Annotated in this window: 19 protein-coding genes and 1 riboswitch; of the genes, 15 read left to right on the forward strand and 4 right to left on the reverse strand. The window is 61.8% G+C overall.

Annotation, left to right across the window (positions count from 1 at the left end; genetic code table 11):
* Positions 1–83: 83 nt before the first annotated feature.
* From accA to ispD, 7 genes are all read left to right on the forward strand, one after another.
* Positions 84–1,040 carry an acetyl-CoA carboxylase carboxyl transferase subunit alpha gene (accA, locus tag B7O88_RS01385; protein ID WP_088273407.1) on the forward strand — a complete coding sequence of 319 codons (957 nt, stop codon included), beginning with the start codon at positions 84–86 and terminating at the stop codon, positions 1,038–1,040.
* Entirely contained in the window at positions 1,041–2,372 is a 1,332-nt protein-coding gene (gene tilS, locus B7O88_RS01390) for a tRNA lysidine(34) synthetase TilS (protein ID WP_088273408.1), read from the forward strand. It begins immediately after the preceding gene.
* A 131-nt stretch (positions 2,373–2,503) separates the two neighbouring features.
* The gene (locus tag B7O88_RS01395) at positions 2,504–4,132 is read left to right on the forward strand and encodes a CTP synthase (RefSeq protein ID WP_088273409.1); all 1,629 of its coding nucleotides are present in this window, start codon (positions 2,504–2,506) and stop codon (positions 4,130–4,132) included.
* 21 nt (positions 4,133–4,153) lie between these two features.
* Positions 4,154–4,999 (forward strand): 3-deoxy-8-phosphooctulonate synthase, encoded by an 846-nt coding sequence (gene kdsA / locus B7O88_RS01400; RefSeq protein WP_088273410.1) that lies wholly within the window; start codon positions 4,154–4,156, stop codon positions 4,997–4,999.
* A gap of 52 nt (positions 5,000–5,051) precedes the next feature.
* Positions 5,052–6,341 (forward strand): phosphopyruvate hydratase, encoded by a 1,290-nt coding sequence (eno, locus tag B7O88_RS01405; RefSeq protein WP_088273411.1) that lies wholly within the window; start codon positions 5,052–5,054, stop codon positions 6,339–6,341.
* A gap of 98 nt (positions 6,342–6,439) precedes the next feature.
* Entirely contained in the window at positions 6,440–6,670 is a 231-nt protein-coding gene (locus tag B7O88_RS01410; protein ID WP_088273905.1) for a septum formation initiator family protein, read from the forward strand.
* Positions 6,667–7,365 carry a 2-C-methyl-D-erythritol 4-phosphate cytidylyltransferase gene (gene ispD, locus B7O88_RS01415; RefSeq protein ID WP_088273412.1) on the forward strand — a complete coding sequence of 233 codons (699 nt, stop codon included), beginning with the start codon at positions 6,667–6,669 and terminating at the stop codon, positions 7,363–7,365. Before B7O88_RS01410 ends, ispD begins: the two co-directional genes overlap by 4 nt.
* Before the next feature lie 28 nt (positions 7,366–7,393).
* On the opposite strand, the gene B7O88_RS01420 is transcribed toward ispD, so the two are convergent.
* Genes B7O88_RS01420 through B7O88_RS01430 form a run of 3 tightly spaced genes read right to left on the reverse strand, consistent with a single transcriptional unit; the run spans position 7,394 to position 10,263 of the window.
* Complete coding sequence (locus tag B7O88_RS01420) at positions 7,394–8,281, reverse strand: metal ABC transporter ATPase (protein WP_088273413.1); 888 nt, start codon at positions 8,279–8,281, stop codon at positions 7,394–7,396.
* A 3-nt stretch (positions 8,282–8,284) separates the two neighbouring features.
* On the reverse strand, positions 8,285–9,088 hold the full coding sequence (locus B7O88_RS01425) for an aldo/keto reductase (RefSeq protein WP_088273414.1): 804 nt from the start codon (positions 9,086–9,088) through the stop codon (positions 8,285–8,287).
* On the reverse strand, positions 9,085–10,263 hold the full coding sequence (locus tag B7O88_RS01430) for an NAD(P)/FAD-dependent oxidoreductase (protein ID WP_088273415.1): 1,179 nt from the start codon (positions 10,261–10,263) through the stop codon (positions 9,085–9,087). Before B7O88_RS01430 ends, B7O88_RS01425 begins: the two co-directional genes overlap by 4 nt.
* Before the next feature lie 136 nt (positions 10,264–10,399).
* On the opposite strand from B7O88_RS01430, the gene waaA reads away from it, so the two are divergent.
* Positions 10,400–11,662, forward strand: coding sequence for a lipid IV(A) 3-deoxy-D-manno-octulosonic acid transferase (gene waaA / locus B7O88_RS01435; RefSeq protein ID WP_088273416.1), 1,263 nt, complete (start codon positions 10,400–10,402; stop codon positions 11,660–11,662).
* Positions 11,663–11,722: 60 nt separating this feature from the next.
* Here the strand turns inward: waaA and B7O88_RS01440 are convergent, their stop codons facing one another.
* Positions 11,723–13,159: a TolC family outer membrane protein gene (locus B7O88_RS01440; protein ID WP_088273417.1), complete on the reverse strand. Its 1,437-nt coding sequence runs from the start codon at positions 13,157–13,159 to the stop codon at positions 11,723–11,725.
* A gap of 220 nt (positions 13,160–13,379) precedes the next feature.
* A riboswitch (TPP riboswitch) is annotated at positions 13,380–13,479 on the forward strand.
* A gap of 73 nt (positions 13,480–13,552) precedes the next feature.
* Here B7O88_RS01440 and thiC point away from each other — a divergent pair.
* From thiC to B7O88_RS01475, 7 genes are all read left to right on the forward strand, one after another.
* Entirely contained in the window at positions 13,553–15,436 is a 1,884-nt protein-coding gene (gene thiC / locus B7O88_RS01445) for a phosphomethylpyrimidine synthase ThiC (protein ID WP_088273418.1), read from the forward strand.
* A gap of 144 nt (positions 15,437–15,580) precedes the next feature.
* Entirely contained in the window at positions 15,581–16,195 is a 615-nt protein-coding gene (locus B7O88_RS01450) for an NUDIX domain-containing protein (RefSeq protein ID WP_412779047.1), read from the forward strand.
* Positions 16,195–16,656, forward strand: coding sequence for a DUF1249 domain-containing protein (locus B7O88_RS01455; protein WP_088273907.1), 462 nt, complete (start codon positions 16,195–16,197; stop codon positions 16,654–16,656). The genes B7O88_RS01450 and B7O88_RS01455 overlap by 1 nt, the downstream gene beginning before the upstream one ends.
* Positions 16,657–16,728: 72 nt before the next feature.
* On the forward strand, positions 16,729–17,529 hold the full coding sequence (cpdA, locus tag B7O88_RS01460; RefSeq protein WP_088273419.1) for a 3',5'-cyclic-AMP phosphodiesterase: 801 nt from the start codon (positions 16,729–16,731) through the stop codon (positions 17,527–17,529).
* Positions 17,530–17,672: 143 nt separating this feature from the next.
* Entirely contained in the window at positions 17,673–19,568 is a 1,896-nt protein-coding gene (gene parE / locus B7O88_RS01465) for a DNA topoisomerase IV subunit B (protein WP_088273420.1), read from the forward strand.
* Positions 19,568–20,593, forward strand: coding sequence for an SdiA-regulated/phytase-like domain-containing protein (locus B7O88_RS01470; protein ID WP_088273421.1), 1,026 nt, complete (start codon positions 19,568–19,570; stop codon positions 20,591–20,593). The genes parE and B7O88_RS01470 overlap by 1 nt, the downstream gene beginning before the upstream one ends.
* A gap of 41 nt (positions 20,594–20,634) precedes the next feature.
* Positions 20,635–21,114: a retropepsin-like aspartic protease family protein gene (locus tag B7O88_RS01475; protein WP_088273422.1), complete on the forward strand. Its 480-nt coding sequence runs from the start codon at positions 20,635–20,637 to the stop codon at positions 21,112–21,114.
* Positions 21,115–21,158 lie beyond the last annotated feature (44 nt).

The following is a 21,158-nucleotide window of genomic DNA, read 5'->3' on the forward strand; positions in this document are numbered from 1 at the left end:
TCGACGGGCGCCCGGCAATCCCGTAAGGTTATTTGCGAAACTTTTGGATGCCCGGATCGGGCGCAAGCGGATGATGGATGCCTATGAGCAACAGCCAGAAATACTTGGAGTTTGAACAGCCAATTGCGGACCTGCAGGCCAAGATCGAAGAGCTGCGTCTGGTCGGCAGTGACAACGCGCTGAACATCACCGAAGAAATCACTCGGCTGCAGGAGAAGAGCAAGTCCCTGACCGAGAGCATTTTCGGCAACCTGAGCAGCTGGCAGGTTGCCCAGATGTCGCGCCACCCGCAGCGTCCCTATACGCTGGACTATATCCGTCACATCTTTACCGACTTTGAAGAGCTGCACGGCGATCGCCATTTTGCCGATGATGCCGCCATCGTCGGCGGTATTGCGCGTCTGGACGGCCGTCCGGTGATGATCATCGGTCACCAGAAAGGTCGTGACGTAAAGGAAAAGGTGCGCCGCAACTTCGGCATGCCCAAGCCGGAAGGCTACCGCAAGGCCTGCCGCCTGATGGAAATGGCCGAGCGCTTCAAAATGCCGATCCTGACCTTTATCGACACCCCTGGCGCGTATCCGGGTATCGATGCCGAAGAGCGTGGCCAGAGTGAGGCCATTGCCTGGAACCTGCAGGTCATGTCGCGTCTGAAAACGCCGATCATCGCCACTGTTATTGGTGAAGGCGGCTCCGGCGGTGCGCTGGCCATTGGTGTCTGCGATCATCTGATGATGCTGCAGTACTCGACCTATTCGGTAATCTCGCCTGAGGGCTGTGCTTCCATTCTCTGGAAGAGCGCCGAAAAGGCGGCTGATGCAGCGGCGGCCATGGGTATCACCGCCGAGCGTCTGAAAGAGCTGGGACTGGTCGACACCCTGATCCCCGAGCCGCTGGGTGGCGCACAGCGCTCACCTCAGGAAACCGCCGAGCGCCTCAAGCAGCAGCTGGTTGCGCAACTGGCCAAACTTGACGAGCGCACTCCCGAGCAACTGCTGGAAACCCGCTACCAGCGGCTGATGTCCTTCGGTATTCAGTAAATGCTCATCCCGCAGGGGCTGCGCGAGCAGCTCAGCTCCTGTTTAAGCGCCCCGGCCTGGTGGCTGGGGTTGTCCGGTGGTCTGGATTCCATGGTTCTGCTTGAGCTGCTGGTCCAGGCGCGCCAATCCTCTGATATTCCGCCTCTTTACGCCATTCACATTCATCACGGACTGCACCCCGAGGCTGACGCCTGGGCGATGCATTGTCAGCGTGCCTGCGATGCCCGGGGTGTGCCGCTGACGGTGGTGCGGGTGCGGGTGGGGCAGAGTCCCAGTATCGAACAGGCTGCCCGCGACGCGCGTTACGCAGCCTTTGCTGAGGCACTGCCGGAGGGCGCCGAGTTGCTGCTGGCGCATCATGCCGATGATCAGCTGGAAACGATGTTGTTTCGCATGCTGCGTGGCACGGGTATTCAAGGGCTTGCAGGGATGCCTGCTCGTCGCCCGCTCGGGCGTGGCTGGCTGTCACGACCGCTGCTGGACGCGTCGCGCGCCGAGCTTGCGGATTTCGCTGTTCGACAGGGTTTGAACTGGATTGAGGATCCTGCCAACAGGGATGCGCGTTTTGCCCGTACGGCGCTGCGGCACGAGTTGTTGCCGGCGCTGCGTAACAGCTGGCCGCAGGTAGACCAGAGTCTGCGCCGCCTGGCAGAACATGCTGATGAGGCCAGCGGGTTGCTGGATGACCTGGCAGCATCTGATCTGCAGTCTGCCGTATTACCGCTTGATGATGCATGGCTTGGTCACTGGCCGAGTCTGCTGCTTGCACCGGTTTTGGTGTTGTCGCCCGCCAGGCAGCGCAATCTGCTGCGTTTCTGGTTGAGGCAGCAGGGCGTGCTGATGCCGGATCAGCGCCATCTTGATCAGTGGGTGCAGCAACTCGCAGCCTGCAGCGACGCGCAACCGCAACTGCTGCTGGGTAGCCACAGGCTATACCGTTCGTCAGATCGTCTCTGGCTGGTGGAAGCCAGCTGGCCCCGGCAGGGGAGTGCCCAGATTTGTCAGCCGCTTGCCTGTCAGTCGCTGTCGGCCGGTAACGGGACCCTCTGTATCGCGCCGTCGTCCGGCGGTTTACGAGCTCCCGGTGCGGCTGGGTGGCAGCTTGCGTATCGGCAGGGGGGCGAGCGAATAAAGCTGGCGGGCCGGCCTACCCGGTCGGTCAAACAACTGCTTCAGGAGGCCCGCGTACCTGCCTGGCTGCGTCCTTCGGTGCCGTTGCTATACTCAGGCGGCGAGCTGGTTTCGGTGGCGGGGCGCTGGAACGCCGAGCAGGCTCTGGTGGACGGAAATCAGAGTGGTTTTACGGTCAGTTGGAAGCCTGTTTCGGATTGAGCAAGCGGGGCCCGTCTGGTATCCTGACTTCCCATCTTGACGAGACTTTGGCTGACCCTTCAGGTCACCTCTGACTCCCTTCGAATTCCTCGCGGTGCAAACCGCTTAACTGTTCAATCTATGGGTTTTTCATGACGCGCTACATCTTCGTCACGGGTGGTGTTGTTTCTTCTTTGGGTAAGGGCATCGCCTCGGCTTCCCTCGCGGCTATCCTCGAGGCGCGTGGTCTGAAGGTCACCATGCTCAAGCTGGATCCCTATATCAACGTGGATCCGGGCACCATGAGTCCCTTCCAGCATGGTGAAGTCTTCGTGACCCATGATGGCGCGGAAACCGACCTCGATCTGGGGCACTACGAGCGTTTCGTCAACGCTACCATGACCCAGAACAACAACTTTACCACCGGCCGTGTCTATGCCGACGTGCTGCGCAAGGAGCGCCGTGGTGACTATCTGGGCGCGACCATTCAGGTCATTCCGCACATTACCGACGAGATCAAGAGCCGCATCATCAAGGGTGCCGGCGATGCCGACGTGGCACTGGTTGAAATCGGCGGTACCGTGGGCGACATCGAATCCCAGCCGTTCCTGGAAGCCATCCGCCAGCTGCGGGTGGAGGTCGGTGCCAAGCGCGCGATGCTGATGCACCTGACGCTGGTGCCGTACATCGCCACCGCTGGCGAGACCAAGACCAAGCCGACCCAGCACTCGGTCAAGGAGCTGCGCTCCATCGGCCTGCAGCCCGATGTGCTGATTTGCCGCTCCGATCATCCGATCGACCTGTCTTCACGCCGCAAGATCGCGCTGTTCACCAACGTGGAAGAACGCGCGGTTATCGGTCTGGAAGACGTCGACACCATCTACAAGATTCCGTCTGTACTGCACGCACAGGGCCTGGATGACTTCGTCGTCGAACGCTTTGGTCTGGAGTGCGGTCAGGCCGACCTGTCCGAGTGGGACCGCGTGGTAGACGCCAAGCTCAACCCAGAGCACGAAGTCACCATCGCCATGGTCGGCAAGTACATGGAGCTGCTCGATGCCTACAAGTCGCTGATCGAGGCACTCAGCCACGCCGGCATTCAGGCACGCACCAAGGTGAATGTGCGCTATATCGACTCCGAGAATATCGAACAGCAAGGCACCGGTCTGCTGGAAGGGGTCGACGCCATTCTGGTGCCGGGCGGCTTTGGCTCCCGTGGTGTCGAGGGCAAGATCGCGGCCGTGCGCTATGCCCGCGAGAACAAGATTCCGTACCTGGGCATCTGTCTGGGCATGCAGGTCGCGGTCATCGAGTACGCCCGCAATGTGCTGGGCTGGAGTGATGCCAACTCCACCGAGTTCAACAAGACCTCCGGTCACCCGGTTGTGGGTCTGATCACCGAGTGGCAGGATGCGACCGGTCAGACCGAGCTGCGTACCGAGGCGTCCGACCTGGGCGGCACAATGCGTCTGGGTGCGCAGGAATGCACGCTGGAGCTGGGCTCCAAGGCGCACGACTGCTATGGCAAGGACGTGATCGTCGAGCGTCACCGTCACCGCTACGAGGTCAACAATAATCTGTTGCCCGATCTGCAGGCTGGCGGTTTGAGTATTTCCGGCCGTTCCGGCGACGGCGCGCTGGTCGAGGTAGTCGAGGTCAAGGATCACCCGTGGTTCGTGGCCTGCCAGTTCCACCCGGAGTTTACGTCGACTCCGCGTTACGGCCACCCGCTGTTCAGTGGTTTCATCGGCGCCGCGCTGCGTCAGCACAAGAACGGCTGAGATTAAGGAAGAAGCTGGCTTATGGCACAGAAAATCGTGCGCGTTGGTGACATCGAGATGGCCAACGACAAACCCTTCGTTCTGTTTGGTGGCATGAACGTACTGGAGTCGCGAGATCTGGCAATGCAGATCTGCGAGCACTACGTTGAAGTCACCGACAAGCTGGGGATTCCCTACGTGTTCAAGGCCAGCTTCGACAAGGCCAACCGCTCGTCGATCAACTCGTTCCGCGGCCCCGGCATGGAAGAGGGGCTGAAGATCTTTGAAGAGATCAAGCGCACTTTCAACGTGCCGGTCATCACTGACGTGCACGAGCCCTATCAGGCCGCGCCGGTTGCCGAGGTCTGCGACATCATTCAGCTGCCGGCTTTCCTGTCGCGGCAGACGGATCTGGTTGTGGCGATGGCCAAAACCAACGCCGTGATCAACATCAAGAAGGCCCAGTTCCTCGCGCCGCAGGAAATGAAGCACATCCTCACCAAGTGTGAAGAAGCCGGCAACGACCGACTGGTGCTGTGCGAGCGCGGTTCGTCCTTCGGTTACAACAATCTGGTAGTCGACATGCTGGGCTTCGGCATCATGAAGCAGTTCGAGTACCCGGTGTTCTTCGACGTGACCCATGCCCTGCAGATGCCGGGTGGTCGCAGTGACTCGGCCGGCGGTCGTCGCGCCCAGGTTACCGATCTGGCCAAGGCGGGCATGAGCCAGGGCCTGGCGGGTCTGTTCCTCGAAGCGCACCCCGATCCTGATAACGCCAAGTGCGACGGCCCCTGTGCCCTGCGCCTGGACAAGCTGGAGCCGTTCCTTGGCCAGTTGAAGGCCCTTGACGATCTGGTCAAGAGCTTCCCGGTGCTGGAAACGGCTTGAGCCGCTAACGCTTTCACCCGATTGACCCGATATACGGAGCTAGCAAGTAAAGATGGCAAAAATCATTGATATCAAGGGCCGTGAAGTTCTGGACTCGCGCGGTAACCCGACCGTTGAAGCGGACGTAATTCTGGAAGGCGGCATCATGGGCAGCGCCTGCGCTCCTTCCGGTGCGTCAACCGGTTCGCGCGAAGCACTGGAACTGCGTGATGGCGACAAGAGCCGTTACCTCGGCAAGGGCGTGCTCAAGGCCGTCGCCAATATCAATGGCCCCATCCGCGAGCTGCTGGTTGGCCGCGATGCCACCGCCCAGGCCGATCTGGACCGCGCAATGATCGAGCTGGATGGTACCGAGAACAAGGCCACTCTGGGCGCCAACGCCATCCTCGCCGTCTCCCTGGCTGCTGCCAAGGCGGCTGCCCAGGCCAAGGGCGTGCCGCTGTACGCGCACATTGCCGACTTGAACGGTACCCCTGGTGTCTACTCCATGCCGGTACCGATGATGAACATCATCAACGGTGGTGAACATGCCGACAACAACGTCGACATCCAGGAGTTCATGGTGCAGCCGGTTGGCGCCAAGAACTTCGCCGATGCGCTGCGCATGGGTGCCGAGATTTTCCATCACCTCAAAGCGGTTCTGAAGGCCCGTGGTCTGAACACTGCTGTGGGTGACGAGGGCGGCTTCGCGCCGAACCTGGCGTCCAATGAAGACGCGCTGGCAGCCATCGCCGAGGCCGTAGCCAACGCCGGTTACACCCTGGGTGACGACGTCACTCTGGCACTGGACTGCGCTTCCAGCGAGTTCTACAAGGACGGCAATTACGATCTGGCTGGCGAAGGCAAGGTGTTTGATGCGGCCGGTTTTGCCGACTACCTGGCTGGTCTGACCCAGCGCTACCCGATCATCTCCATCGAAGACGGCATGGACGAGTCCGACTGGGCTGGCTGGAAAGTCCTGACCGACAAGATCGGCGAGAAGGTACAACTGGTCGGTGACGACCTGTTCGTGACCAACACCAAGATTCTCAAGCGCGGTATCGACGAGAAGATCGGCAACTCCATCCTGATCAAGTTCAACCAGATCGGTTCGCTGACCGAGACCCTGGAAGCGATCCAGATGGCCAAGGCTGCCGGCTTTACTGCGGTTATCTCGCACCGCTCCGGTGAGACCGAAGACAGCACCATCGCCGATCTGGCAGTGGGTACCGCTGCCGGTCAGATCAAGACCGGTTCGCTATGCCGTTCCGACCGCGTATCCAAGTACAACCAGCTGCTGCGTATCGAAGAGCAACTGGGTAACAAGGCGCCCTACAAGGGTCGCGCCGAGTTCCGCGGCTGATCGGTCTGGCGGGTGCGTGCGAGCGTACCCGCCATTCCTCGACAGGAGCATCCGGCTTGAAATGGCTCTGGCTCATTGCGCTGTCGCTGCTGGCGGCGATGCAGTACCGACTCTGGGTTGGCGAGGGCAGTCTTGCCCACGTTTCCCAGCTCAAGCAGCAGATTGCCGAGCAGCAGCGCGAGAACGAGCAGCTGCTGGAGCGCAATCGCGTGCTGACGGCAGAGGTCATTGAGCTCAAGCAGGGGCTGGAAACTGTCGAAGAGCGTGCCCGTCGTGAGCTGGGCATGGTCAAGCAGGGCGAAACCCTGTTCCAACTGAGCGACCAATGAGCGTCGTTACACCTGATTTCTGGGTCGTTCTGCCCGCCGCCGGTGTCGGCGCGCGCATGCAGGCAGACCGTCCGAAGCAATACCTTCTCTGGGGTGAACGCACCCTGATCGAACACACATTGGCCTGCTTCCTGGATCAGCCGGGATTGCGCGGGTTGGTGGTCTCCCTGTCTGCTGACGATGGCTGGTGGCCGACGCTGCCCTGCGCGCAGGATACGCGTATTACCCGAGCTGTTGGCGGCCGCGAGCGTGCCGACTCGGTGCTGAACGGCCTGATTGCGTTAGGCGAGCTGGGCGCAGCTGATGACGACTGGGTACTGGTGCACGACGCGGCTCGCCCCAATCTCGCCGATAGCGACCTGCACAAGCTGCTCAACACGTTAGCCGATGATCCGGTCGGTGGACTGCTGGCGGTGCCGGTGCGCGACACCCTCAAGCAGATCGGTCCAGATGGCCGGGTGACATCAACACCCGATCGCAGCCTGTTCTGGCAGGCGTATACGCCACAGATGTTTCGTCTCGGGCCATTGCAGCGGGCGCTGGCCGAGGCGCTGGCCGCTGGCGCACGGATTACCGATGAGGCCTCGGCGATGGAGTGGGTCGGTCAGGCACCGCTGCTGGTGGAAGGCCGTGCAGACAATCTGAAAATTACCCGCCCCGAAGATCTGGAGTGGCTGCGCCAGCGCGAGCGCTGATGTTGACACGGTTGCGCCGAATCAGTGGTTACGCTGTGCCGTCCGTCAGGCCAAGGCCCTGCTGCAGTGGGCAGTTGGCTGCGGTGACCACCCAGCCCTGTTGTTCGGCAAAGGCCTCGCTCAGCAGCAGGCCCCCCGTTGGCTGGGCGACCAGCTCACCGCGTTGCAGATGATATAGCTCACCGGTGGGTTCGCCATTGCGGTATTCGGCCAGAAACAGGTCCGGTTGCTGGTGGTCAACCCGGGCGATCAGTTCCCTGCTGTCCGGATCAAGATATTCGTCGGCATGCAAGAGCGAAGGGGCGTCTATGTCGTCCGGCAGAGCAAGCTGCATCTGGTAGACCAGTTGCAGCGAACTGGTCGGCAAGTGGACGTATGCCCGTGGGCGCTCAAGCAGGTTCAGCTCCCGGCAGAGCACCGGCCTGGTGTTTCCGGCGCGTGCGCCAAGGGTGAAATGGCGTTCACTGTCCAATGGCAGACTCTCTGCATAGGGCGTCGGCAGCCAGGTATCCTGATAGCGCCCCTGCAGCCAGCCGCTCCGAGTCTCGATCAGTAATTCCTCGGCGATCTCGGTCATGACGGTCAACAGCGGCACGCGCAGTTCGTGGGAAGGAACGTAGCCGGACAACAGTTTCAGAACCTGGTCGCCATGGTCCGGCCGGTCCTGACGTACCAGCAGGCGAAAATCCCGCTGCTGCCAGTGCAGATTCAGATCGACCGAGACCCCCAGATTGGCCAGAACGACATTGAAGTGGTTGGGGTCGCTGAGCTGGAGCGGGACGCGACGCTCCTGCATCTGGGCAAAACTCAGAGGGCTGCCGGTAGGTTCGTAGCGTAATACCTCTGCACTGGCGGTAACCGCGATGGCCTGGGTCTTGAATGCGACGGGATTTTTCCGGGCAACGATTTGAGTCATGCCTTACTCCATGCTGGATAGTACCGACAGGGCCGCGCTGACGTTCTGCGCAAGGTGGCTGGGGGTTATGGTGCCGATAATCGCGCTGGTCACGCCGGGGTGCCCGAGAACCAATTCCAGGCTGTTGCGTACCGGGTCCTCGCCATTCAGGCAGACGTGTCCGCTGGCCAGCGCTTTTTTGATCAGAATGCCCTTGTTGTGTTGCAGGGCGAAGTCGAGCACCTCGCGCTCTGCCTGTTCGCGCAGGTTATAGGTCACCATGGCACAATCGCCCTGCTGCAGGGCACGCAGACCACCGGCTACCGTCTTGCCGGAGAACCCGTAGGCGAGAATCAGGCCTTCCTGCTTGAGTTGGGCCAGCGTCGGGTAGACCTCCTGATCCAGCACCTCAAGATCGTTGCCGTCGGAGTGCACCAGTACCAGGTCCAGTCGATCGGTGCCCAGGCGCTTCAGGGATCGCTCTACCGAATGGCGGGTATGTTTGGCTGAGAAATCAAATTGCGACTGGCCTTCGACAAACTCCTCGCCAACCTTGCTGCAGATGATCCAGCTGTCGCGCTGGCCCTTGAGCAGCGGGCCAAGGCGTTGCTCGCTGGTGCCGTAGGCCGGCGCGGTGTCCAGCAGATTGATGCCCAGATCATGCGCAAGAGCGAGCAGGTTGCGCACAGCGTCATCGTCTGGCAATTCGAAACCGTTCGGATATTTGACGCCCTGATTGCGGCCGATCTTGACGGTACCCAGCCCGAGGGGAGACAGGCGCAGGCCGGTGTCTCCCAGGGTGCGGTAGAAGGGGTGCAGGGTGCTCATTGGAAGCAGGCGTCCCAGAGCGGCGCGGCCACACGCGGGCGCGGCAGGTCTGGCGGCAGCGGCGGATGCCCGGTCGATGTTACCTGCTGGCGAGTCAGTTCCTGCATCACCAGATCGCTCAGATTGGGTGCCAGGGCCAGCTTGGTCGGCCAACTGATCAGCGCATTGTGACAGGCTTGAACATAGGCGTTATCGGGGCGTACCAGCCCGCTCTGGGCCGGCTCGGCCCGGTTGACTGGCAGCGTGGTCCACTGGCACGCGCTAAGGTCGATCCACGGCAGCAGCTCACGGAGTTCGCGGCGAGCCTGGTCGATCAACTGGTCCGGTGCTTGATTGACCCCTTGCTCTGCGAGGTCGCCACCCAGATACCAGCACCACTGGCCGTCTTCACAGGGGTGAGTGGTCACGGTCAGGCGCGGCTTGGGGCTGGCGCCGAGACAGTGGGCATACAGGGGTGGCAGGTCCGGGCCCTTGACCAGCACCATTTGCAGCGGGCGACGCTGCATTGCCGGCTCGCTGACGCCCCAGTCCTGCAGCAGACCTTCGGTGCCTTCCCCGGCGGTAAGCACATAACGGCTGGCGCGGACCCGTGTGCCGGTCAGCTGAATCCCGGCTATCTCACCGTTGTCGTCACGCAGGATATGCGGGTTATTGTCGCTGATCAGGCTGTCGCCCGAGAGCTCTGCCAGACGCTGAATCACATCCGGCACGTCCAGCACCAGCTCACCGAGCTGATACACCTTGCCCTTGAAGCCCGGGTTGTTGAATACGGTGGGCAACGCCTTGCCCTTGATCTGATCCACCCGCCCGCGCAGGGCCTTGCTGGCGAAGAAGCCGGCCAGATTGCTGATCAGGCTGCCGGGTGACCACAGATAATGGTGCTGGGAAAGCACGCGCACGCCACTCAGGTCCAGTTCGCCTTCGCCGGCCAGGCACTGCCGCCAGCGGTTGGGCATGTCGGCGATCGCCTCCGTTGCGGCGTTGAGCTTGCCTCCGAGTGCATACTTGATACCGCCATGGATGATGCCCTGTGACTTGACGCTCTGGCCGCCTCCCAGGGCGCCACGCTCAATCAGCACGGTATGATAGCCAGCCTTGCGCAGGCGCGCGTTGAGCCATAGTCCGGCGACGCCGCCGCCGATAATGCAGATGTCAGTATCCAGGGTTGTACTCATGTGCTCCCGCAGCTCTGGTTAAAAAGGCCCCCTAGTATAGTCACTGGGGGCGTGCCTGGTCACATCTGTTACCCTAGGAGCCAGCGCTGGTTTAGCGCAGCCCTTACCGGACGCCTAGCTGCTACAGGATGCTTTCATGGCCCGTCGTCTCTATACCCTGTTTTTCTTCCTTTGCCTGCCGCTGATTTTATTGCGTCTGCTGTATCGCGCGATCAAGGCGCCTGCCTATGCCCGACGCTGGGCTGAACGTTTTGCTCTGGGAGGCGATGTGCGCAGCGGCGGAATCTGGGTGCACGCGGTGTCGGTCGGCGAGAGTATTGCCGCCGCGCCCATGGTGCGTGAATTGCTCAAGCGTTATCCGGCGCTGCCGATCACCGTCACCTGCATGACGCCGACCGGTTCCGAGCAGATCCGCAAGCTGTTCGGCGGTCAGGTTGGTCACGTCTATCTGCCCTATGACCTGCCGTGGCTGCAGCGTCGGTTATTGCGCCGGCTGCAGCCAAAGATCGGCATCATCATGGAAACCGAGCTGTGGCCGAATCTGGTGGCCGAGGCCGGGCGTGCGAGGGTGCCATTGGTACTGGCCAATGCGCGGCTGTCGGCTCGCTCCGCCCGCGGCTATCAGCGAGTAGGTGCGCTGGTTCGGCCAATGTTTGCGGCGCTGGACTGGGTTGCCGTGCAGAGCCAGGCCGAGGCACTGCGTTTTATCGAGCTGGGTGTGGGGCGCGAGCAGATGCAGGTGACTGGCAGCATCAAGTTCGATTTTCGTCCCGATCCGCAGCAGGTACAGCAGGCGCAGGAGCTGCGCGCGCGCTGGGGCGGCGACCGCCCGGTATGGATTGCGGCCAGCACCCATGCTGGCGAGGATGAGCAGGTGCTGCGAGCGCATCGTCAGGTGCTGGATGCGCTGCCCGATGCATTGCTGATTCTGGTGCCGAGGCATCCCGAGCGCTTTGATTCGGTCGCGCGCCAGGTCAGTGAGGCGGGTTTCGGTATGGTACGGCGCAGCAGCGGTGCGCTGCCGGCTGCTGACCAGCAGGTGCTGGTTGGCGACACCATGGGCGAGCTGGTGTTTCTCTACGCCTGCGCTGATCTGGCGTTCGTCGGCGGCTCGCTGGTGCCGAACGGTGGTCATAACTATCTTGAGCCGGCGGCACTGGGGCTGCCGGTGTTGTCCGGGCCGCACCGCTTCAATTTCACCGAAATCAGCGAGCTGCTTGAAGGCGCAGGCGCCCTGCAGGTGATAGCTGACGAGGCTGCGTTGGCTGCTGCAGTGCAGGACTGGTTGCAGGACGACGTGACTCGTCAGCGTGCCGGTCAGGCTGGTCAAGCGGTGGTAGTAGACAATCAGGGCGCGCTGGAACGCTTGCTCGAAGGCATCGCCCGCCTGCTAGTCTGAGGTTGCCGTATAAACACAAACAGCGCCCGAGGGCGCTGTTTGTGTTTCTGTGCCCGGCGTTCAGAACGTGCTGCTGTCGCCGTTGGCTGGCATGGCAGGCGGCTGCGGCTGGCCGCCCATCGACATCTGCCGGGCTTCCTCTTCGGTTGTCTGCGGGATGAAATCCCGATCCGGGTCGTAGTTCGGGTTCAGCCACTGTGACAGGTCCTGCAGATCCTGCGGGCTCAGTGTGCCGGCAGCCTGCTTCAGGCTGAGGTTGTTGATGATGTAGTTGTAGCGCACGGTGTTGTAGTCGCGCACGGTGCGGAACAGGTTGCGCTGGGCTTCCAGCACATCTACCACGTTGCGTGTACCGACTTCGTAACCGGTCTGGGTGGCGTCGAGCGCGGCTTTGGCGGAGACGATGGCCTGACGCCGTGCGGCCACTTCATCAACGCTGGAGGTGACGGTGCGGTAGAGGTTGCGCGTGCTTTCCACAACCCGGCGCAGCTGCGCCTCGCTGCTCTGTTCGGCCTGGGTCAGGCGGTAGGTCGACTCGCGCACGCGGGAGGTGGTCAGGCCGCCGGTAAACAGCGGCATGCTCAGTTCCACGCCAAAGCTGGTCAGCTCTGTATCGGTGCTGGCCTGACCGGTACCGGCGATGCTGGCGCCGCCGTTGTCGTTGCTGTAGCGCACGAAGGCATCGACGACCGGAGCATAGCCGGCCTTGCTGCTGCGCAGGCTGTCTTCGGCGCCGTCGATGGCGTAACGGCTGGCCTGCAGGGTCAGATTCTGTTCGGCGGCGGTTTCGACCCACTGCTGCATGCTGGCCGGTGTCGGCGGCAGGATCGGTAGCTCGTGGCTAATGCCGTACAGGCTGTCGTAGTCCTGAGTGGTCAGGCGGGTCAGCGCCTGGTAGCTGACGTCCAGATTGGTCTGGGCGGTCAGGCGCGCTGCGCGTGCACTGTCGTATCCCGCCTGTGCCTCGAGAACGTCGGTGCGTGCGGACAGGCCGACTTCAAAACGCTCCCGTGCCTGCTCCAGCTGGCGGGAAAAGGCTTTTTCCTCGGCTTTTGCCGTTGCCAGGTTGTCTGACGCGCGCAGGACGTTGAAGTAGGCCTGGGAGACCTCAAGGATCAGGTTTTGCTGGGTTGCCGAGAACTCCAGCTGGGCCTGCTGACTCACCGACTTGGCGGCCTGGTAGCTGAACCAGCGGTCAGCCCGGAACAGGGGTTGGGTAAGGCTGGCCTGATAGTAGTGGTTGGAGTATTCGTCGCCGCCTACGTTATCAATGTCGAGGTCCTGGCGTGATGCGCCGGCGGCGACGCCGAGGTTGGGCAGCAGCTGCGAGCGGGCCTGGGGCAGGGCTTCCTGACGGGCCAGTGCATCCGCTTGTGCTGCGGCCAGGTCAGCGCTGTTGAGCACCGCCTGCTGGTAAACGGTCATCAGATCGGTATTGGCAGCGGCGTGAGCGGAAGCTCCGGCCAGCAGCAGTGCAACGGTAAGCGGACGCAACATGCACGAATCCTTCGCATGAGAGGAGGTCAGGCAAGGCTAAAAGGGTCGGGGGCCGGGGTCAAGCGGCTTTGGGGGACACAATTGGGAACAATCTGTTGTTGCGTCTTTTGCTGACGTTTTCGCGGATTTTGTCAGCCATCACGGGCGCTTTGATCTGCGTGTTGGGAAGGGATATCTGTCGTGGGCTTGAGACGGTAACAGCATATCTCTAGACTGTGCGGACATCTTGACGGGGTGCTGCCTGCTTGCAGGGGGCTGAGATGATACCCGTTGAACCTGAACCGGTTAGTACCGGCGTAGGAATCGAGATCGATCGCAGGCCCCAGTCCATCCGGGCTGGGGTGGTCGTGGTCATTCGGTTCCCTGCGCACCTCAACGCAGTGGAGCACAATAATGAACAGCACGTTGCCTGATACCGCCATCGCCACCTCCGGTGCCGACAGCGCCGCCACCCAGCCTTTTCCCAATTCCCGCAAGGTCTACCTGACCGGCTCGCGTCCGGATATCCGCGTGCCCATGCGGGAAATCAGCCTGGCCGACACGCCAACCGACTTTGGCGGCGAGGCCAACGCACCGGTGCTGGTCTATGACACCTCCGGCCCCTATACCGATCCGGGCGTCAGCATCGATCTGCGCGCGGGGCTTGCCGATGTGCGCAGTGCCTGGATCGACGAACGGGGTGATACAGAAGTGTTGCCGGGGCTGACGTCCGAGTTTGGCGCCGCGCGTCTGGCTGACCCGTCACTCGACCACATGCGTTTTGCCCACGTGCGCACGCCGCGCCGCGCCAGGGCCGGCTGCAACGTGACGCAGATGCACTACGCCCGCCGCGGCATCATTACGCCGGAAATGGAGTTCGTCGCGATTCGCGAGAATATGAAGCTGCAGCAGGCGCGTGATGCGGGGCTGCTCAAGGATCAGCATGCCGGTCACAGTTTCGGCGCAAGTATTCCGAAGGAAATTACCCCCGAGTTCGTGCGCGAAGAGATCGCCCGTGGTCGAGCGATTATCCCGGCCAACATCAACCACCCGGAACTGGAGCCGATGATCATCGGCCGCAACTTCCTGGTAAAGATCAACGGCAATATCGGTAACTCGGCCCTGGGCTCCTCCATCGAGGAGGAGGTCGAGAAGATGACCTGGGGGATTCGCTGGGGCTCCGACACGGTCATGGACCTGTCGACCGGCAAGAATATTCACGAAACCCGCGAGTGGATCATCCGTAACTCGCCGGTGCCGATTGGCACCGTGCCGATCTATCAGGCGCTGGAGAAGGTTGGCGGCGTGGCCGAAGACCTGACCTGGGACATCTTCCGCGACACGCTGATCGAACAGGCCGAACAGGGCGTGGATTACTTCACCATTCACGCTGGTGTGTTGCTGCGCTATGTGCCGATGACCGCCAAACGGGTCACCGGCATCGTGTCGCGCGGTGGCTCGATCATGGCCAAGTGGTGTCTGGCGCACCACAAAGAGAATTTCCTCTATACCCACTTCGAAGACATCTGCGAAATCATGAAGGCCTACGACGTCAGCTTCTCGCTCGGCGATGGCCTGCGTCCCGGCTCCATTGCCGATGCCAACGACGAAGCCCAATTCGGCGAGCTGGAAACCTTGGGCGAGCTGACCAAGATCGCCTGGAAGCACGATGTCCAGGTCATGATCGAAGGTCCGGGCCACGTGCCGATGCAACTGATCAAGGAGAACATGGACAAGCAGCTGGAGTGCTGCGATGAGGCGCCGTTCTACACCCTGGGTCCGCTGACGACCGACATAGCGCCAGGTTACGACCACATCACCAGCGGTATCGGTGCGGCGATGATCGGCTGGTTCGGCTGCGCCATGCTCTGCTACGTAACGCCCAAGGAACACCTGGGGCTGCCGAACCGGGATGACGTCAAGACCGGCATCATTACCTACAAGATCGCAGCCCACGCAGCCGATCTGGCGAAGGGGCACCCGGGCGCGCAGATTCGTGACAACGCCCTGAGCAAGGCGCGCTTCGAGTTCCGCTGGGAGGACCAGTTCAACCTGGGGCTCGATCCGGACACCGCGCGTGCCTTCCACGATGAAACGCTGCCGAAGGAATCCGCCAAGGTGGCGCACTTCTGCTCGATGTGCGGCCCCAAGTTCTGCTCGATGAAAATCACCCAGGAAGTGCGCGAATATGCGGCCGAGCAGCGCATCGCTGCGGTTGATCTGGCGGTTGAAGAGGGCATGAAGGCCAAGTCGCAGGAGTTCCGCACTGCCGGATCGCAGCTCTACCACAAGCTCTAGCAAGTCAGTGCGGCGAGGGTTCTGGCACGTCTGAACCCTTGCCGTTGCCCCGAAAGATATGCGAGCTTAGACGCTCGGCAGCGGGTCTTGGTCGGTCCTCGGGCTTCGGATCCGCTGCAATTTGTTTCCTTCGGGGGTATTGCCTTGTCCTTTACACGTGCCGACGTGGAGATCATCAGCCGGGAAGATGGCTTCCGTGGTTTCTATCGCCTGGATGTCCTGCAGCTGCGCCATCGTCTGTTCGACGGTGGCTGGGGCCCGGTACTGCGCCGTGAGCTGTTCGTGCGCCACGACGCTGTCTGTGTGTTGCCCTACGACCCCTGGCTGGATCAGCTGGTTCTGATCGAGCAGGTGCGGGTGGGTGCGCTGGAAAAAAGTGACAGTCCGTGGATGCTGGAGCTGGTCGCCGGCCTGATCGATACCGATGAGGCGCCGGAGCAGGTCGCTCACCGCGAAGCGCAGGAAGAGGCCGGTTTGACGCTGCTGTCTCTGCACCCCATTACCCGCTATTTTCCGTCCCCCGGCGGCAGTGACGAGCGTGTGTACCTTTATTGTGCGCTGGTCGACAGTCGTGGTGCGGGCGGTATTCACGGATTGGCCGAGGAAGGCGAGGATATTCGCGTCAGCCTGTGGCCGCGGGCCGAGGCCATTACTGCGGTTGAGGATGGCCGGATCGACAATGCCGCCAGCATCATCGCGCTGCAGTGGCTGCAGCTGCATGCCGAGCGCCTGCGCGCCGAGGCGGGGCCCCAGCCATGATGACCTTGCGCAAGCCCCGTTATCACGTTGATCTGATCGGCCTGCAGGCGCTGTGCGAGAGCAATTACTGGAAGCTGCTGAAGCTGATGCCGCGTATGCACGAGGAGGATGAGCACCGCATTGTGGTCGATGCTGGCGATGGTGCGGCTCAGGCGCTGGTCATGCGCGTGCTTGAGCGTTGCCCCTATACCTCGACGCTGCAGCTGTTTCACGAGCGGCGGCACGAGTGGGTAACACCGCCGAGTATGGAAGTTCGGCTTTATCACGATGCGGGCCTGGCGGAGGTGGTTGCGGCCTATAACAGTCGCCGGTTTCGGGGGGTGTACCCCTACCCGAACGAGCAGATGTTGCAGCCGGACGAAAAGTTTCAGTTGAATCAGTTTCTCGGGGAGTGGCTGGGATACTGTCAGCGCAATGGACAAAGCGCGCAGCCGTTATCAATTGCCGGCCAGGGTCTGTGACCGAATCGCTGGATTCCTCTGGCGGCAACCGCCAAGATTGAGTGTAAACAAGGAGCGAGAAGTGGGGGCACGATGTCGTTAGGGGCGGATTTCGTCTGCGTGGTGCAGTTGACGGACAGTCACCTGTTTGCCGATGCGGGTGCTGACCTGCTGGGGCTGGATACGCACGCCAGTTTGAACGCTGTCATTGATATGGTGCTTGAACAGACACCCGAGATGGACTTGGTGCTGGCGACCGGGGACATAACCCAGGATGGCAGCGAAGATGCCTACCGTCGTTTTATCGCCGCCAGCCAGCGCCTGCCCGCACCCTGCTACTGGATTCCCGGCAATCACGATGACGCCGAATTGATGGCCGAGGTTGGAAAGCCTCTTGGCCTTAGCCGGCCCTGGGTTGACCTCGGCAACTGGCGAATTGTTCTGCTCGATACCAGTATTTCCGGTGCCGTGCCTGGCCGACTGGCAGCATCACAGCTCCAGATTGTGGATGACGCACTGGCGTCAGCAGAGGAGCGCCACGTCATGGTTTGTCTGCATCACCAGCCGGTCGACATCGGTAGCGACTGGATGGCGCCGATCGGGCTGCTCAACCCGCAGGACTTGCTGGGCCGTATCCAGCATCGCCCCGAGGTAAAGGTGGTGCTTTGGGGGCATATTCACCAGCAGTTCGACCAGCAGCTTGGTCATTTGCGTCTGCTGGCCACGCCTTCCACCTGCGTCCAGTTTGCCGCGGGCAGCAGCGATTTTGCCACTGATACGCTGGCGCCTGGCTATCGTTGGCTGCGTCTGTACGACGACGGTCGTATCGAAACGGCTGTTCGCCGCCTTCCGGAAGGCCTGTTTTTGCCTGAGCCGGGAGCAGTGGGCTATTGAGTTGCAGCCGCACTGACGGTGGCAGGCAGTCCGCTCGCCGGATACTATGTGACCCCATGCAAGCTCACTCCGATGGCCGGCGTCAGTCAGTCAGGCAGGCGGGTGGGCGTTGAAGAAATTCAAGAAGGATACCTGCTCACACCATGTCAGATTCGACCTATAACGCGGATGCGCTTGAAGTACTCAGCGGTCTCGATCCGGTGCGCCGCCGACCGGGCATGTACACCGACACCACGCGTCCCAATCACCTGGCGCAGGAAGTCATCGACAACAGTGTCGACGAGGCACTCGCCGGGCATGCCCGCAGCATCAGCGTGGTACTGCATCAGGACAATTCGCTTGAGGTCAGCGATGATGGTCGCGGAATGCCGGTGGATATTCACCCGGAGGAGGGCGTCTCGGGGGTCGAGCTGATCCTTACCCGCCTGCATGCCGGCGGCAAGTTCTCGAACAAGAACTACCAGTTCTCCGGCGGTTTGCACGGGGTTGGCATCTCGGTGGTCAACGCGCTTTCGCTGCGGGTTGAGGTCCGGGTCAAGCGCGATGGACAGGAATACGCCATGGCGTTCGAGAATGGCGAAAAGGTCCGTGAGCTGGAGGTCATCGGTACCGTCGGCAAGCGCAATACCGGCACCACGGTCATCTTCTGGCCGGATGCCAAATATTTCGATTCCCCCAAATTCAGCATCAGCCGCCTCAAGCATCTGCTCAAGGCCAAGGCGGTGCTGTGCCCGGGCCTCAAGGTCGACTTTGACGACCGTCAGGCCGGGGAAAAGATCAGCTGGTACTACGAAGACGGCCTGCGCGATTACCTGGTCGACAGCTGCGCCGAATGGCCAAAACTGCCGGAAGAACCCTTCGCCGGCAGTTTCAGTGCCAAGCAGGAGGCGGTGGACTGGGCCGTATTCTGGTTGCCCGAAGGCGGTGAGCTGGTCCAGGAAAGCTACGTCAACCTGATCCCGACCGCCCAGGGTGGCACCCACGTCAATGGCCTGCGCGCAGGGCTGCTTGAAGCGATTCGCGAGTTCTGCGAATTCCGCAACCTGTTGCCGCGCGGCCTCAAACTGGCACCGGAAGATATCTGGGAGCGGGTCAGCTATGTGCTGTCACTGAAAATGGCCGAGGCGCAGTTCTCCGGCCAGACCAAGGAGCGACTGTCGTCCCGTGAGTCGGCTGCCTTCGTATCAGGTGTCGTCAAGGATGCCTTCAGTCTGTGGCTGAATCAGCACGCAGAGATCGGCCAGCAGATCGCCGAGATGGCGATCAGCCATGCCGGGCGTCGGCTCAAGGCGGGCAAGAAGATCGAGCGTAAACGCATTACCCAGGGGCCTGCCCTGCCGGGCAAGCTGGCGGACTGCGTCGGGCAGGACAGCAAGCGCTCGGAGCTGTTTCTGGTGGAAGGTGATTCCGCCGGCGGTAGCGCCAAGCAGGCGCGAGACAAGGAGTTTCAGGCCATCATGCCGCTGCGCGGCAAGATTCTGAATACCTGGGAAGTGGAATCCAGTGAGGTGCTGGGTTCGCAGGAAGTGCACGACATTGCCGTTGCCATCGGGGTGGATCCGGGCGCGGCCAGTCTCGAGCAACTGCGTTACGGCAAGATCTGTATTCTTGCCGACGCGGACTCGGACGGGCTGCACATTGCGACGCTGCTGTGCGCCTTGTTCGTCCGTCATTTCCGCCCGCTGGTTGAAGCCGGTCATGTGTTTGTTGCCATGCCGCCGCTCTACCGTATCGACATCGGCAAGGATGTTTACTACGCACTGGATGATGCCGAAAAGCAGGGCATCCTCGACCGTATCGAAGCCGAGGGCAAGCGCGGCAAGATTCAGGTAACGCGCTTCAAGGGCCTGGGCGAAATGAACCCCTTGCAGCTGCGCGAAACCACCATGGCGCCGGAAACCCGCCGACTGGTGCAGCTGACTGTCGATGAGACGCAGGATACAGAGCAGTTGATGGACATGCTGTTGGCCAAAAAGCGTTCCTCCGACCGTAAGGTCTGGCTCGAGAGTAAGGGCAATCTGGCTGAGGTGCTGCTTTGATGAGTGGCATCCGTCTGCGCCTGCTTGGCGCATTCCTGATGGCAGTCAGCGGTGCTGCGCTGGCATTTGAGCGCGCCCCGGAGTTGCAGTTGGAGTCTGCCTTGCCGCTGGACGGCATGCCGCGCGGCAATCTGTCTGCACTGCAGCGCTGCGACGGGCGCTTGCTGGCTGTATCTGATCGCGAAGATAGCAGCCTGTTTGTGCTGCAACGTGCCGAAGAAAGCTACCAGGCTGAGGTCGAAGCGTTTTTGCTGCCGGCACAAGCGCCTTCGATGCTGCCTGTGCAGCTGCTTGCAGGTGCCTGGTTGCGCGGTCTGAGTGGCCCGGCACTGGATTTCGAGGGTCTGGCGTGCGACAGCGAGGGTAACCGCTATCTGGTGAGCGAAAGCCAGTTGGGGGTGCTGCGTCTGCCGCCGCCGGCTGAGCAAGCGGTGACCGGTGAATGGCTGACGCTGGATGCGGCCGTTTACACCGAAGGTGAGGCGCGTGGCTTATGGCAGCAGATAAACGCGCTGGCTGAAGGCATCGCGGTTGACGCCGAGGCTGGAACCCTTTGGCTCGCCGCCGAGCGCCAGGCGCGGGGCCTGATCAAGTTGCAGCGTCAGGGCGATGAATGGAAATGCCCGCTGGCCGGTTGTGTCCTGCTGGCGGAGCGTCGATTCCTGCCAACCGAGCCCTTTGGTCCCGGTATTTTGAATCGAGAAGTGATGCCGGTGGATTTTTCTGATCTGGTGTTCTGGCAGGGGCGGCTGTGGACGCTGGAGCGCAATGCGCATCAGGTCTGCCGCCGCAATCCGCTATCGGGCAAGCGTGAGCGCTGCTGGTCCTTTGTCCAGAGCGTTTTGGTCGAACCGTATTTCTATCCGGACGCTCCCTTCGGATTGGCCGAAGCGCTGCTGATCAGCGATGACGGCATCATCATCGGTCTGGATAACAACGGCCGGGCGCGTCCGGATGGTGATACGCGGCCCTGGTTGTTCCACTTTGCTCTGCCTGACGACTGGCGTGAGGGCTATCAGCCGTGACCGAACCGTTGCCACCTTCACAGCGCAAGCTGGGGACCGGGATGATGATTCTGGCCTGGGTGGCCGGGCTGCTGCTGGCGGCCTACTGGTTCAGCAGCGTGGAAGAGCGTCAGCGCAATCCCAACCAGCGACCGGCGTCGAGTCAGTTGGGCAATGCCGTGGAAGTGAGGCTGGAGCCGAACAGGCAGGGGCACTATCTGCTCAGCGGTCAGATCAACCGCAAGGCGGTGACCCTGCTGGTTGATACCGGAGCCAGTTTTGTCGCCGTTCCTGCCGCGCTGGCTGACGAGCTGGGGTTGCCGCGTGGTCGGCAGTTCATGGTTGATACCGCCAACGGCACCGCCGAGGGCTACGCCACGCGGCTACAGACACTGCAGCTGGGCGACATTCTGTTGCACGACGTTGAGGCCGGTATCGTGCCCGGTATGGCGGGTGAAGAGGTATTGCTGGGCATGAGCGCCCTCAGGCAACTGGATTTTCGTTCGCAGGGCGGTGATCTGCTGCTGCGACAGTATCAATGAGTTATCTGGCAGGCAGGGCAATGCGCGCTGCCGCCTGTGTGGAG

The sequence above is a fragment of the Halopseudomonas aestusnigri genome (assembly GCF_002197985.1).
Lineage (GTDB): Bacteria > Pseudomonadota > Gammaproteobacteria > Pseudomonadales > Pseudomonadaceae > Halopseudomonas > Halopseudomonas aestusnigri.